The organism is Bacillus thuringiensis (genome assembly GCF_001455345.1).
GTDB classification, from domain to species: Bacteria; Bacillota; Bacilli; order Bacillales; family Bacillaceae_G; genus Bacillus_A; species Bacillus_A thuringiensis_N.
The window spans coordinates 926880-940593 of record NZ_CP013274.1; the positions used below are offsets into that span (position 1 = coordinate 926880).

Sequence of the window (13714 nt, forward strand, 5' to 3'; positions counted from 1 at the left end):
AGTACACTATTCCGTTTGGAATTTAGTAAGTAAAATTCTTCTTTAGAAGGGAGGAGAAATATGGATTTCAAAGATTTAGATATTAGCTATCAATATAGATCTGGTGATGAGGAACAAAATATTGTAAATGATTTTTATGTACCTACGTTAGCTCAGACAAAGATATATAAGCGTGCAGTAGGTTATTTTACGAGTGCTTCCTTAGCTATTGTAGGAAAAGGGTTAAATGAGATGATTAGTAATAACGGGAAAATGTACTTGATTGCATCACCTTATCTTGAAAAAGCAGATATTGAAGCGATCGAATCTGGATATAAAGCACGTAATGAAGTGATAGAGGAATCCTTATTAAGAGCTTTAAATCAGCCAGCAGATTTAGTTGTTAAAGAACGACTAAATTATTTAGCATGGTTAATAGCAAATGGAAGGTTAGAGATAAAAATTGCTACTCTATCAAATAGCGCTACCTATGGTTTATATCATGAAAAAATCGGTATTATGGAGGATGGAAAAGGAAATAAAATAGCCTTTTCTGGATCTGCTAATGAAACAGAGGGAGGTCTATATAATAATTTTGAATCTATTGATGTATTTTGCTCGTGGAACAAAAACGAGTTGATAAGAGTAGAGAGAAAAGATAGGGACTTTGATTTGTTATGGCAGAATAAAACAAATAAAGTTCAGGTTATCGATTTTCCTCAAGCTGCTAAGGAGAAATTATTAAGCTTTAAAGAATATACAATTAAGAAGGTTGATCCAGAAATCCAGTCTAATATTGTTATTAAAGAAGATAATCAACGTTGCTACTTTCCGGATATTCCTAAAGAGTATACAATCAGAGATTATCAAAAGGAAGCTATAAAGAGTTGGTTTGAAAATGAATGTAAAGGTCTACTCGAGATGGCAACGGGCACAGGAAAAACTATTACGGCATTGTCAGCGGTATCATTATTATGGAAAGCGTTATCAAGCAGATTAGCGGTTATTATAGTTTGTCCGTATACACATTTAGTAGATCAATGGGTAAAAGACATTAAAAAATTTAATATGAACCCATTGGTAGCGAAACAATCTCGAAATTTATGGGAAGAGGATTTGAGGTTCAATATTAGTGCGTTTAAAAATGGTATTATTAATCATTTTTGTTTAATAACCACAAATAAGACTTTTTCAAGCAAGACGATGCAAGATTTATTATCTCAATTAAAAGGAGAAGTTGTATTTGTAGCGGATGAAGCCCATCATCTAGGTGCTATTAATAATAGAATGAATCTTATGGAACATTTCCCATATCGTTTAGCTTTATCTGCAACACCTAATCGTTGGTATGATGAAGAAGGCACTGAAGCGTTGCTAAAATATTTCGGAGGAAAAGTAGTTTTTGAGTTTGGTTTAAAAAAAGCTATAGGAGAATTTTTAACAGAATATTATTATTATCCTCATGTGGTTTATCTAGATGTAGATGAAAATGAAAAATACTATGAAATTACAAGGAAACTATCGAAATTTTATAGTCCTAATGGAGAATTAGACTTAAAGGGGAATGAGGGATTACAAAAATTATTGATTGAAAGAGCGAGGATTTTAAATAGTGCAAGAAATAAACTTATTAAATTAAAAGAGTTGATAGAGAAAAATAAAGAATCTAAATATAATATTATATACTGTGGAGATAGCTCAATAGATAACGAAAAACAGGTTAGTGCAGTTGTGAAATTGTTGGGGAATGAATTGAATATGAGAGCTCATACATTTACATCTAATGAAAGTAGTTTACAGAGACAAGAGTTATTAAAAAGATTTGAATTAGGAGAGCTCCAAGCGTTGGTGGCTATAAAATGTTTAGATGAAGGTGTAGATGTACCAGCTACCCAGAATGCTTATATTCTTGCCAGTAGTACTAATCCAAGAGAGTTTATTCAAAGGAGAGGAAGGGTATTAAGAAAACACCATAATAAGCGGTATTCATATATTCATGATTTTATTGTTATTCCAAGAGAGATTGATGAGATTGAATATTTGGACCCAAGCGTTTTTAATATAGAACGAAAAATGGTGAAACGTGAATTAATAAGGTTTGTAGAATTTGCTAATTTGGCGCGAAATGGTCCAGTAGCACATGAGCAACTAGAAGAAATAAAAAAGGCTTATAATCTATTAGATATGTAAAGAGGTGGAGAATATGAATAAAGAAAAAGAACAGGTAGAGGTAATTTTAAGTAACTTATCATCAGAACGTGTATTAATTTTAAGTGAAATTTTACAAGCGGAGAAAAATATTCAACATAGAAAAAACCTGCAAGGTACAGGGATTATTAATAATATAGTAGACATTATTAAAGAGAGAGTGAAATAAACGATGATTTTAGAATCTATTATTTTAAGGAATTTCAGGCAGTATTTTAGCTCGCAAATTATTGAATTTTCTCAATCAAACACTCGAAATGTAACAGTTATTCATGGGGAAAATGGGGCAGGAAAGACAGCACTGCTTAATGCATTTAGTTGGTGTCTATATGGAGAACTGAATTTGCCTAATACTAGTAATATCATAAATGAACATGCTGTGAATGAATTGGAAGATGGAGAGGAAGTTGAGGCATTTGTCACTATTCAATTTAAGGAGAAAGTTAAAGGTTCAGTGGCATATGAAAAGCATTATTCGCTTACTAGAAGTATCAAGGCAAGAAAAATTAGTGAGGAACAGATAAGTTACTCTGAACCAGAAGTGAGATTAGAATACAGAGAAGATGGTCAATCTAAATTAGAAGTTGCTAACATTGGAATAGAGATAAATCGGATTTTACCGGAGCAACTTTCATCTTATTTTTTCTTTGATGGAGAGAGAATAGATAATTTATCGAAAGAATCTGGAACTGAAGAAGTAAAAGAAGCTATTAAAACAATGATGGGACTAGAAATTTTAGAGCGTTCTATTTTACATACGGAAGGCGCGAGAAAAAGATTTTTAACAGAGTTAAAACAATATGGTGACGTGGAAACAAGAAATTTAGTAGAAGAAATTGAAAATTTACATGGGCAAAAAGAAGATTTGGAATCAGAAGAAAAAGAATTTAAACAGTATCATAAGTCAATAGAGAAGCAGATAAAAGAAAAAGAAGAACGATTAAGACAAATTGAAGATTCAAAGCATCTACAAGAACAGAGAGATGTAAAGACAAAAGAGCTAAATACTTCTGAAGAAGAACTTGTTAGTATTCGGAAAGGATTAGCTGATTTGATGAGTAAACAAGGTTATTTAGCATTTAGTTTCTTGGCTATAGATAAAGCTCGAGATGTACTCGCGAATAAAAATTTAAACAATAATACTTATACAGGGATTAATGCTTCGTTTCTTGATCAATTGATTATTCAAGAAGAATGTATATGTGGAACCCATTTAATAACAGGTTCAGCAGAGTATAATAAAGTTATAGATACTAAAAACTATTTGGCTCCCATAAGTCTTGAACATGCTATTGCAGAATTTCAAAGTGACATAAAAATAACAAAAGATAGAAAACAGAAGTTATTTGAAGGTATGGGACAATTAAGGTTACAGGAGTCTAATTTTAAGCAAAAGATACGATTACTAAATGAAGAAATTGAGGAAATAGGAAAAAAAATTTCAGATAAGGATTCTGAGGAGATTGTAAATCTTGAAAATGTAAGAGAACAATTAATTATAAAGAAGAGTCAAATAGATCAAAGAATGGGGGGAATTCAACATCAACTGAATGAAATAAGTGAGAAATTAGATAAAAAAAATAATGAGCGTGAAAAACTTAATCAAAAAGTGGAAAAAGCAGCTGTTACAGAAAGAAGAATTAAAGCTTGTGAAGAAGTAATTGAGGTAATGAAAGAAATCTACAAGTTACGTGAAAAGATCGTAAAAGAGCAACTTCAAGAGCGTGTCGCTAAAGTATATACTAAGTTTTTAAGAAAAGATTATAAAATTAGATTATCTAATGACTATAAACTAGATGTTATTAATGGTAATGGAAATAAAGTTGGCATGTCTCAAGGAGAACGCCAAATTACAAGTTTGTCTTTTATAGGAGCAATTGTGGATATTGCAAGAGAGCAATTTAATCAAAAGAATATAAATAGATTTGAAGAGGGAGGAATTTATCCAATTGTTATGGATTCCCCCTTTGGAGCTTTAGACTCAGATCATCGTGAAAGAATAGCAAAGGGAATTCCTGAGCTTTCAGACCAAGTAATTGTTATTGTTTCTACTTCTCAATGGCAAGGAGAAGTAGAGGAGAAAATGCGCGATAAAATTGGAAAAGAGTACAGATTAATTTATAATGATCCACGTATTAATAAAGAGAAAAACTATGAATTTACAGAAATTACGGAGGTTGTAACAAAATGAGCCGTAGAAGAATTAAAAGGCCTAAGGAACAAGAAGAAATGTATCGAAAATTAACTGATCGAGATGAACCAGGAGGGATATTTTCAAGCTTTAAGGATGTATTTATGTTAGCAGGAATAGTAGGATTTATGAATCAAAAAAGAAAAGAATTTACTAATTCTTTAGAGCAAATACATTGGAATGTTTTTAACTCTGAAACGGATGAAACTGTTATTAATGCGGTTGCTTTAGCAGAAACAGGAGATCTTACAATTATTAATACAGATGATGATGCATTTGATCGTAAAATTACAATTTATGAAGAGTATGCAGCGGGTGGACTTGAGTATTTGTATAATCAAATTATGGAAAATCCGAGACATGCTTTAGATAATTACTTTGATTTTTTAAAAAGTATGGAAAAAGAGGTATCTGCAGAGAAGAAAAACTTAAAAGATGTTCTAGATACTCTATTTTTATAAAATAAATCTTCGTGGCAGAAGTAGCTGATATATATTGTACGTATTATGTATCAGCTTTTTTATACTCAAACAGATAGGAATGTGATATTAATGGATGATCTGTTGAATATAGTTAATGAATATATAAAAAATAACCAAAATAATGTAATTGATAGTTTGGATAAAGATGAAAATTCAATTCAAAAAGATAATGAAAGAAATTATTGTGAAATTCATATAAAGCCTACTAATAATCATAAATCAATAACAAATAAAGAAGAATCGGTTCAAATTGAAGAAAAAGCAAGGGAAATAAAAGGAATTGTCAATCTTCTAAATCATGGAACTTCTATAGATGAGGTAGAAAAAAGATATAAATTAGATAAACATTATATTAAGAATTTATTGGCAGAGCAGGGTTATTACTATATTCCTTTTTTGTATACTTGGCTAGATAAGACTGAAGAAAAAGTTATAAAAGAAGTTGTATCTAAAATTAATAATGGTGTTCATATTTACGACATAATTAAAGAATACGTAGAATACAGAAAGAATCGGGCATTAGCATCGGGGGAGCTTTTAGCAGCTTTATATAAGGCAGGATATAAATACAACTCTAAAACAAAATATTGGGAGCGCGTTAAATTAGAGGAAGAAAGAACTAAAAATAGCGATCTTTCTATAAAGGGTGAAATAAGTATTCTAACCACCGATGTGAAGAAGATGGTTAATTATTTGAATAATGAATTTTCTTTAGATGGATTAGCAAAGTATTTATGCATAGAAAAATCTATTATATTAGATGCTTTGTATAGAGATGGTTATAATTATATCCCATTTTTATATACATGGGAGAGAAATACACAAAATGAAGTTTTGCAGCAAATAGTAAGCGAATTAAATAATGGAAATGTTATATATCAAATTACAGGAACTTACACAAAAAATGAAAAGAAAAGAGCTGAAATTTCAGAGGGCTTAAAAGAGGTATTAGAAAAAGAAGGGTATTACTTTAATAATATTACTAACCTATGGAAAAGGAATAAGGATAGTGAAAAACTCATCGAAAATAATAACGGGATTCAAATTGAGAGTATAGTTCAATTATTGAATAATAATATACCGCTCAAAATAGTCGCTAAAGAACACGATACCGATATAATAAACTTAAGGATTTTATTAAGACATAAAGGCTATAGATATGATACATCTATACAAAAATGGGTAAATAATACCTTGGATAAACATTCCAATAAGGAGGGTGTTTTCGAGGAAAACCGAAATGAGGAATTGTCTCAAGAGAATGCTGAGAGTGTAAAGGAAGTTAAGAATAGGATTGTTCTATCTATCGAAGAACAAAAAATTTTAAAACAAATTATTGATTATTGGAATTCACAAACGAAGATTTCTAGTATCCAAGAGGATGAACAAAAAATAGAATATCAATTATCTCAAAATAGTATAGATAAGGTGAATCTACTTTCAAATACATTAAATATAAAACCGTCTCAAATCATAGAGAGCGCTATTGATCAGTATGTAGAAAAACTAATTAACAATTTTAATAAATTAAAGAAATAGATAAGCAGAAAGTGGAGTATACAATGTAGAACGAAGTTAGAAGATAAAGATTGTATTGAATTTGATGAATTGGAGAAATCAAAAGTGTATTGGTATGCCTGTTTGACTACAGTTTTAACAACTAAATTTAACTCTCGGGGAGGTGTTTCTGAAAGTTATGGAGAGATATTAGGACTAAGTACATATGATTTAGACGGAGATATTGAAGAGGGAATATTATGGTATCGCTGTAAACGTGTTTTAGAAGATGATAAACTTGAAGAATTAGATGAGCATGATGAAATAGGTGAATATTTATTACAGTCCAAAGGCGGTTCGGAGTAAAAAAGCAAGCAATTCGAAAATTGCTTGCTTTTTATAGTGTATTGAAGATTTCTAGTTCAGCTAATGAAATTGTAGAAGAAAGTGAAAATCTAATAGTTGATCGAATGTTCTCCATTGATAATCCTACTGCCTGCAAAACATGGCTAGGCTTACTTGAACTACAAGCAGAGCCAGTAGAAACGGCAGCTACTGGAGCGAGAGTTCTTACAAGAGTCTCATTATTTATGCCTTTGAATACAACACTCAAAATTCCTGGTATTTTATTTTCTATATCATTATTGAATTGAATGTGATTCTGAAACTTACTTTTAAGGATATCTGTTAATCTGTGTTCTAATTCTTCTAATCTGTCTATATTTTTTTCTAAATTAATATATGCAATTTCAGCAGCTTTTCCCATTCCGACAATATTGTGGACGGCTAATGTTCCACTGCGAATATCACGTTCTTGCCCTCCGCCGTGAAGTAACGGTGTAATTTGGATTGGTAACCTTAATTCATCTTTACGAATAACAGTTACCCCAACACCTTTTGGGCCATGAAACTTATGAGAAGAGCAGGATAGAAAGTTTATACCGTCTATGTCTGAAAGAGAGAACTGTACTTTTCCAACTACCTGTGTAGCATCTGTATGGAAGAATACTTCATTCTCTTTGCAGATTTTTGCGATCTCGTTGATTTGGTTTAGAGAACCAAGTTCGTTGTTGCCCCACATAATTGAAACGAGAAGAGTTTTTTCTTGTTGAATAGCTTTAGTTAGTTCTTCCAAATTGATTCTGCCATATTGATCTACATCAAGATATGTGACCGTATAGCCATTCGCTTCTAAAAATTTACAAGTTTCTATGATAGAAGGATGTTCTACTTTAGAAGTAATAATGTGATTGCCTTTATCTTTATGATAATGAGCGATGCCTTTCAAAATAAAGTTATTACTTTCTGTAGCACCACTAGTAAAGATTACTTCATCAGTTTCACAGCCTAATAATTGAGCTACATGTTTTCTTGCTGTTTCAACAGCGTCTTTAGCATTTTGGGCTAATCCGTAATATTTACTTGAAGGATTTCCGAATTCTTCAAGTAAATATGGCAACATTACTTCTTTAACTTCAGGTAATAATTGTGTTGTTGCACTATTATCAAGATAAAGCATAGAGATCACTCCTTACCGTATTTTAGCAAGTTCATTGTGAATTTCTCGTTGTTCCCAGCATGTTTATATTCGCTGTCTAATAAGTTAATTCCGCGTTCTAAGTGAGCATTGAATAGGGTAGGAAAGTATTCATTATCAGATACTTCACGTCCCGCATGCTGAGTGATTAAGCATTTATAAATAAAATCATATTCTCCAGTTAATGTGTGGCGATTGATTTCTAATCCGCCGGCTTCTTTATCTGTTAAAATCTCAGGAAAAGTTGGATCAGTTAAAGATAATCCAACTGCTAAACGAGCTAAAATGTTTGGTGTTAAATTAGTAGGAGCTTGTAATTCTTTTAGTTTATCTGATACTCTTTTAGAAATCTTTAAACGGTAGTTCATTTTGCTTGCTCCTTATTAAAGTTGAAATATTGATCTGTAACATTCACTTTTCGTAGTTCTGTATCAAATTCTAATAAGTATCCATGGGATACAAAGTTTTTCAGTAAATTATAGTGTTTTTCATCAACTTCAGAGTTAGTTGACAAGATTAAGACTTGCTCACCACATGCAGGGATGAAATCTACTAAAATATTATGTTTATGTGTTTGATCAAGGCGGCCTAAAAGTGTATCGAATATGAATGGAACACGACGACCAGAACATTTGAACATTGCCCAAATTAATGATAGTAAGAGAATTTCTTTCTCACCTGCTGATAATGTTTCTTTTGCTACATGGTCACGATTATTATCATATAAAGTTACTTCAAACGTGCTAGAATCAATGCGTAAAGAAGAAATATATTGGTGTTTACGCATTAATTTATTCAACATTTTTGTAGCTTCGATTTGTACTTGTTGTAATTTCTTTTGATGTTGTAACATTTGAAACTCTGTACTTAATTTCATAATGCTTTGGGCAATTAAGAATGTATTTCTCGTTTTGTTGCTTTGCTGTACAATATTCTGTTTTGAGTCGATTGTATTTTTTAATGTTTCTAAAGCCTCTTGTCTAGTTTCTAAAATACTTAAGTTTTCTTCTACTTCTTTTTCTAACTTAAAGATTTTTTCTTGTGTTTGAGTCATAGTTTCTAACATTTGTGCAAACTCATTTGTAGAATCATTAGTAGAAATTTTCTTTCTTAGTTCTTGTGCTTGAAGTAAGTTTTCTCTATTTTCTTGAAGTAATTGTATATATGTGTCATGAGATTCTTTTTCAACTTGTTGTGCCGTTACTTCGAATTGTGTGCGTTGTGTTGGTGAAACTCTATGGATATACTCAACATCTGTATCATTAGGTTTAATAATATTGAAAATTTGTTTTCTCAATTCAGCTGCTAAATCATTAGGAGCTGAGACTCCAGGTAAACTTTTAGCTAATTCAAGAGCGCGATCATCAGTTAACTCTGAAGTTAATTGGTTTGCTAACGATAGTTTTTCTTCATTTTGTAATTGATTTTTAGTAGATAGTAATAAGTTTTTGTTTAGATAGAAAGGTAAAAGCGTTTGAATAAATTCTCGAACTTTTTCAGAATTAGCTTTTCGATGTGCTTCAATTTCTAATACTTGTCTATTTAACGTTTCACGTTCTTCTTTAATTAAACCACCATGTGTTTCAAAATCCTTTTTCAATAAAGAATAAGATTCTTTTGATTCTTCTATTTGCTGCTGCGCTGTTTTAATTGTATCTTCAAGATCTTCGATCTTTAAAGACTGTTCTTTTTCTTGCCGCTGAAGGGTAAGGATTTCGCTTTCTATAGAAGAAAGATGTTCTTGATCAATTTCTTGTTGTAAATAGTTGGTCAAATCACCTTCTAAATTTCGGAATAAATCTAAGTTGAATATAACAGTAGATAATTCTTTTAAATAAGAGGATAATTTATTTTCATTTATTATTTTTGAAATTTCTTCGCCATCAAATAAGCATAGATCAAATAATTTAGGCGGGAAATTCTCTCGTAGTCTTGATTCGAAAATATCTTTTTCAGCATCATTTAAATAATGACCATCTTTTTTTACAGTGAATTTTTCTTTTATAGCGCTGTTTAAAATGTTCCAAGATCTTTTGAATGTATAAACATGGCGTTTATAATTTTCTACTTCACTAAAGGTAATTGTAATACTAAAAGGATTTGTCTCATCTTTACGAGCAGAAGCATTTAAATACCCATGGACGCGCTTATAGTAGTCATTATTCTCTGTCTTATACCCATAACCAAAACAACCAAATAATCCTAGTTTGATGGAATTTAAAAATGTTGTTTTCCCAGCACCATTTTCTCCACCGATTAAAATTACTTTCTTTTTGGGGGAGGAGATAGACAGATCGAAGGTATTTCTTTCCGTATAAGCTCCTATGTTTTCTAATTCTAGTTGTTCAATTAACATAAATTTAACCTCACCCTACAAATGTAAGTAGTCTTGTTTTAGTACTTTTTCAATTTCGTTCATTAATCCACGACGAACTTTATAACCTGAAAAATCTTTTTCAAGTGATATAAGTTTTTTTAATGCTTTAAAGTCTACGTTGTGTTTGCTACATAATGATTCTAAATCTGTAATTTGTTCATTATCAAATAATGGACGATCATCATACTCCCAGTTTAGGTCATATCCCATTACCTCTTTAAAAATGCTAGGTAAAGAATCTTCCCAATCGCCATTTTCTAACCAGTAACGACGAATAACACGTAATTCTTCTTCTTTAATTAATTCAAAATCCTCTTCTTCAGGATGTTGTAAATCTCTTTGGACAATAAGAAGTCTGCGTAAAATCTCTTTTCGCGCGTTCAGTGTAAAGGGACCTAAACCAAGTTGTCCGATTTGATTATTATCAAGCTTTACTAAAATTTTTGGATCCTCAGGAGAACTTAAATCAATATTGTTTATTGCTAAATAAGATTTTAGTTCATCCCTTTCTAAAATTGTAAATTCTTCTAATTTAATCATTTGTTTTGGACGACTAGATTTTTTTGGAATGATTACATATTCAATATCATCTTTTACTTCAGTTTTTAGCGGATTAAAGTAAATTTGACCACCTTTACGGTATTTCATACGAAATGTTCTATCATCCCGAATCCCAGCTAACCAATTTCTGAATTCTAATAAAGGTTTCATCCAATCTGATCCACTAAGAATGAAGCCGTTTAATGCTTTATCTTCATTTACTACTGTACATACCCAACAACCGAAGCGACTGTTTCCACATGAACCAGCACTTTCTTTAATGGTTTTATCTACAACAAGAGGGCATTCACCACTACTTGAATCTTGATAAAGCTTATTTAATTCATGGTTATCGTTGCCCCAAGGAGATGGATTTTCCAGTAAGTAGTCCCAAACGTTATTTAAACTAAACTGTCTAATCGGTGCAAAAACATATGCATTTGTTAACGTGGAATGGCGCATTAAATCTTTACCTTCAACGGTATGGGATTTAAGAACGTTATCACGAGTAGCACTTTCATTTTCACGAACACCAAGGACCATGATTACTTCACCAAACGTAGAAACTTTGTCCATTACAAAGGCATTTGCTGGTTCAATTTTTAAGCGATCCGTACACCAGCGAAATTGTTGGTTTGGCGATGGATAGCCTTTTCCGACAATATTAGCCCAAAAAGATTGTTCGTATTTTGGTTTTACTTTATGTGTTTCAATAGGAAGATCACGTTTTAAAGCCTCCTCTTGAATTCGATGTAAAGTAACATTAATGGATTGAATAATTAGCGGTGTTTCTACAAGTGTATCTGAAGAGATTACGTATACTTTCTTGTGTAATTGCTCTGTAGGCAATTCACTTAAAGCTTCAAAAACAAGTTGAACGACAACTGTGGAATCTTTACCACCACTATAACCAACGACCCAAGGACGGTCGTCAGCACGATAAACTTTTTTTATATGTTCTTTTGCTTCAGAGACGAAATCATTTTTATTATTTATTAAATCAGTAATGAGGTTATTTAACATTATCATGCTCCTAACTGGAATTTCTCTTCTATCTTTTGTTCTCCTTCTGTCAAAGGAAGACCTAATTTTTCTTTTAGTTTGTTTGCGGTTAAAGTGACTGTTTCTTTTGTCTTTTGTATACGACCATTTGTATTGAAAGCTCGTCCTAACCAATCGGACGAATTAGAACGACTGTAGTCGATGTCCGCTAAAAGAGAAATGTATTTTTTCCAATCTTTTGGATGATTTTCAAAAACATATTTTCCTACTAAACCAACAGATTCAATGAACACTCCATGTCCGACGATATAATGCATTCGAAGTTCACGAGGGTTTAGTTCTTTTTTGTAAACTAAATTCCATTCGACTATTGTATCACAAAGAATGTTCCAAAATTCTTTTAAGAATTGTTCTTCTTTTTCTGTAATTAAGTCACCTTTTGTTTTTCCTAATAATCGAAGGTTTGTATTAAATATGTGATTTAAAGCGAGAATCTTCGGTGAATTTTTAGATAAATTGACTTTTTCTTTGTCCGTATATCGAGATAGTAATTCATTTTCCTCGACAATTTCTTTTGTAACTAATGCTAACTTATCCCTATGATCATATAAAATACCGATAGATGAAGTGGTATTGACTGCGTGTCGATTAAGATCTGAGAAAATTTGTTGGGAATTTCTTAAACCTTGATCATGATAGAACACAACTGAAATCGTTTCGTGTCCTAACTCTGGTGAAAGCTTTATCGCCTCTTCGATAGCTGCTCTTCGGTGTTGTCCATCATTAATCAGGAACTTAGAATCCAGTGAGATACGAAGTTGTCCTAAATCTTGAAACGACTGATCAGAACTAAATGGCTGGAATTCGATATCACCATCTATAGATGCTGTTAGGGATGAAAAAACATAATCATTTTGGTTCTCAATGATATAATTTGTGATTTCTGGGATTCTAATTTTATTTAATATCCTTTGAGCTCGATGTTCAGCTGGGATTTCTTCCTCGTCAAATAGAAATATTTTAGGAATTAAGCGTAAAGGGCACATTACAACAAAGTACTCTTTACCGCCTTGCTTTCCACGTAAAGCGGGGAAGTTATAGCTAAAACCATAATCCATTCATTACATCTCCATTCTTTACGTACGTAATTTATATTTTTTATTATAAAATAGATACAAGTGTTCGGCAAGAATAGTAGCTCGATTATATGAAATTTAATATTTTCCATTAATGGTGCTTGAATCTCCCCCAACGTCACCCCCTAACCTAAAGAAGACAAATCAAAAAGGGGGGACCAAACCAATCATGAAAACCACCACAAAAGAAAAAAGAAACACCATCATCATGCTATTACTCTCAGCCGCAATAGGAATCTTTTCACCACTATTCATGTACATCACGCTGGCACGTAAAAATGAAGTGTACAAATATCATTGCCGAAAGGCGTTCAACTTTCATTTATTAATCTTTCTTCTACTTAATATTAGTTCGCGTATTAGTGATGTTTTATTTTGGATCGTATTTGCTTTTGAGGTTGTTCAAGTGATCATTGTTGCGTGGAAAGTAATACGAGACGAACCATATCGTTATTTCATTCGAATTCCGTTATTTAAAGAAGATAAGTATGCGGTGGAAGGAGAATAGGTGATGAAAAAAGAAGTGGAGATAGGGGAGAAGCGATTTTTCGTTATGATTGCAGTGTTGTTTATTGCGATTTATATCGTTTTACGAAAAAGAAAGTATGAGTATTTTTATGATGGTATTAGCGAGTATGAAAATCGTTATAGAGGGAGTGTTCCTTTTTTATTACTTGTTGTAGGTGTGTTTCAATATTGTAGGCAGAATGAGATGAGTTTTTCTCATATGCTTCAGTATGTGAAAGAGAAGTTAGCGGAGTAGGT

13 protein-coding genes are annotated in these 13714 nt (G+C 31.8%); 8 read left to right on the forward strand and 5 right to left on the reverse strand.

The window, feature by feature from the left end; genetic code table 11:
* Positions 1 to 60 precede the first annotated feature (60 nt).
* From ATN06_RS04885 to ATN06_RS04905, 6 genes are all read left to right on the forward strand, one after another.
* On the forward strand, positions 61 to 2169 hold the full coding sequence (locus ATN06_RS04885) for a DEAD/DEAH box helicase family protein (protein WP_060629753.1): 2109 nt from the start codon (positions 61 to 63) through the stop codon (positions 2167 to 2169).
* Positions 2170 to 2182: 13 nt separating this feature from the next.
* Positions 2183 to 2356: a hypothetical protein gene (locus tag ATN06_RS29135; protein ID WP_176225759.1), complete on the forward strand. Its 174-nt coding sequence runs from the start codon at positions 2183 to 2185 to the stop codon at positions 2354 to 2356.
* Between the two features lie 3 nt (positions 2357 to 2359).
* On the forward strand, positions 2360 to 4378 hold the full coding sequence (locus tag ATN06_RS04890) for an AAA family ATPase (RefSeq protein ID WP_060629754.1): 2019 nt from the start codon (positions 2360 to 2362) through the stop codon (positions 4376 to 4378).
* A complete protein-coding gene (locus ATN06_RS04895; RefSeq protein ID WP_060629755.1) occupies positions 4375 to 4839 on the forward strand; it encodes a DNA phosphorothioation-associated protein 4 in 465 nt (154 codons plus the stop codon). The genes ATN06_RS04890 and ATN06_RS04895 overlap by 4 nt, the downstream gene beginning before the upstream one ends.
* A gap of 90 nt (positions 4840 to 4929) precedes the next feature.
* Complete coding sequence (locus tag ATN06_RS04900) at positions 4930 to 6399, forward strand: hypothetical protein (protein WP_060629756.1); 1470 nt, start codon at positions 4930 to 4932, stop codon at positions 6397 to 6399.
* A gap of 84 nt (positions 6400 to 6483) precedes the next feature.
* Positions 6484 to 6723 carry a hypothetical protein gene (locus ATN06_RS04905; protein WP_060629757.1) on the forward strand — a complete coding sequence of 80 codons (240 nt, stop codon included), beginning with the start codon at positions 6484 to 6486 and terminating at the stop codon, positions 6721 to 6723.
* Between the two features lie 31 nt (positions 6724 to 6754).
* Here the strand turns inward: ATN06_RS04905 and dndA are convergent, their stop codons facing one another.
* Genes dndA through dndB form a run of 5 tightly spaced genes read right to left on the reverse strand, consistent with a single transcriptional unit; the run spans position 6755 to position 12931 of the window.
* Positions 6755 to 7876, reverse strand: coding sequence for a cysteine desulfurase DndA (gene dndA, locus ATN06_RS04910; protein ID WP_060629758.1), 1122 nt, complete (start codon positions 7874 to 7876; stop codon positions 6755 to 6757).
* 5 nt (positions 7877 to 7881) lie between these two features.
* Positions 7882 to 8262 (reverse strand): DNA sulfur modification protein DndE, encoded by a 381-nt coding sequence (dndE, locus tag ATN06_RS04915; protein ID WP_048551476.1) that lies wholly within the window; start codon positions 8260 to 8262, stop codon positions 7882 to 7884.
* A complete protein-coding gene (dndD, locus tag ATN06_RS04920; protein WP_060629759.1) occupies positions 8259 to 10250 on the reverse strand; it encodes a DNA sulfur modification protein DndD in 1992 nt (663 codons plus the stop codon). The genes dndE and dndD overlap by 4 nt, the downstream gene beginning before the upstream one ends.
* Positions 10251 to 10265: 15 nt before the next feature.
* Entirely contained in the window at positions 10266 to 11834 is a 1569-nt protein-coding gene (gene dndC / locus ATN06_RS04925; RefSeq protein WP_060629760.1) for a DNA phosphorothioation system sulfurtransferase DndC, read from the reverse strand.
* A 2-nt stretch (positions 11835 to 11836) separates the two neighbouring features.
* On the reverse strand, positions 11837 to 12931 hold the full coding sequence (dndB, locus tag ATN06_RS04930; protein WP_000384435.1) for a DNA sulfur modification protein DndB: 1095 nt from the start codon (positions 12929 to 12931) through the stop codon (positions 11837 to 11839).
* A gap of 187 nt (positions 12932 to 13118) precedes the next feature.
* Between dndB and ATN06_RS04935 the strand changes: the two genes are divergently transcribed.
* Both ATN06_RS04935 and ATN06_RS04940 read left to right on the forward strand, forming a co-directional pair.
* The gene (locus tag ATN06_RS04935; RefSeq protein ID WP_060629761.1) at positions 13119 to 13457 is read left to right on the forward strand and encodes a magnetosome magnetite crystal formation protein family; all 339 of its coding nucleotides are present in this window, start codon (positions 13119 to 13121) and stop codon (positions 13455 to 13457) included.
* A complete protein-coding gene (locus ATN06_RS04940) occupies positions 13458 to 13712 on the forward strand; it encodes a hypothetical protein (protein ID WP_088116322.1) in 255 nt (84 codons plus the stop codon).
* Positions 13713 to 13714 lie beyond the last annotated feature (2 nt).

Bases quoted from the DNA above. Each gene is read 5' to 3' on its own strand.
- ATN06_RS04885 (WP_060629753.1), top strand. From the start codon at position 61: ATGGATTTCAAAGATTTAGATATTAGCTATCAATATAGATCTGGTGAT.
- ATN06_RS29135 (WP_176225759.1), top strand. From the start codon at position 2,183: ATGAATAAAGAAAAAGAACAGGTAGAGGTAATTTTAAGTAACTTATCA.
- ATN06_RS04890 (WP_060629754.1), top strand. From the start codon at position 2,360: ATGATTTTAGAATCTATTATTTTAAGGAATTTCAGGCAGTATTTTAGC.
- ATN06_RS04895 (WP_060629755.1), top strand. From the start codon at position 4,375: ATGAGCCGTAGAAGAATTAAAAGGCCTAAGGAACAAGAAGAAATGTAT.
- ATN06_RS04900 (WP_060629756.1), top strand. From the start codon at position 4,930: ATGGATGATCTGTTGAATATAGTTAATGAATATATAAAAAATAACCAA.
- dndA (WP_060629758.1), bottom strand. From the start codon at position 7,876: ATGCTTTATCTTGATAATAGTGCAACAACACAATTATTACCTGAAGTT.
- dndE (WP_048551476.1), bottom strand. From the start codon at position 8,262: ATGAACTACCGTTTAAAGATTTCTAAAAGAGTATCAGATAAACTAAAA.
- dndD (WP_060629759.1), bottom strand. From the start codon at position 10,250: ATGTTAATTGAACAACTAGAATTAGAAAACATAGGAGCTTATACGGAA.
- dndC (WP_060629760.1), bottom strand. From the start codon at position 11,834: ATGTTAAATAACCTCATTACTGATTTAATAAATAATAAAAATGATTTC.
- dndB (WP_000384435.1), bottom strand. From the start codon at position 12,931: ATGGATTATGGTTTTAGCTATAACTTCCCCGCTTTACGTGGAAAGCAA.
- ATN06_RS04935 (WP_060629761.1), top strand. From the start codon at position 13,119: ATGAAAACCACCACAAAAGAAAAAAGAAACACCATCATCATGCTATTA.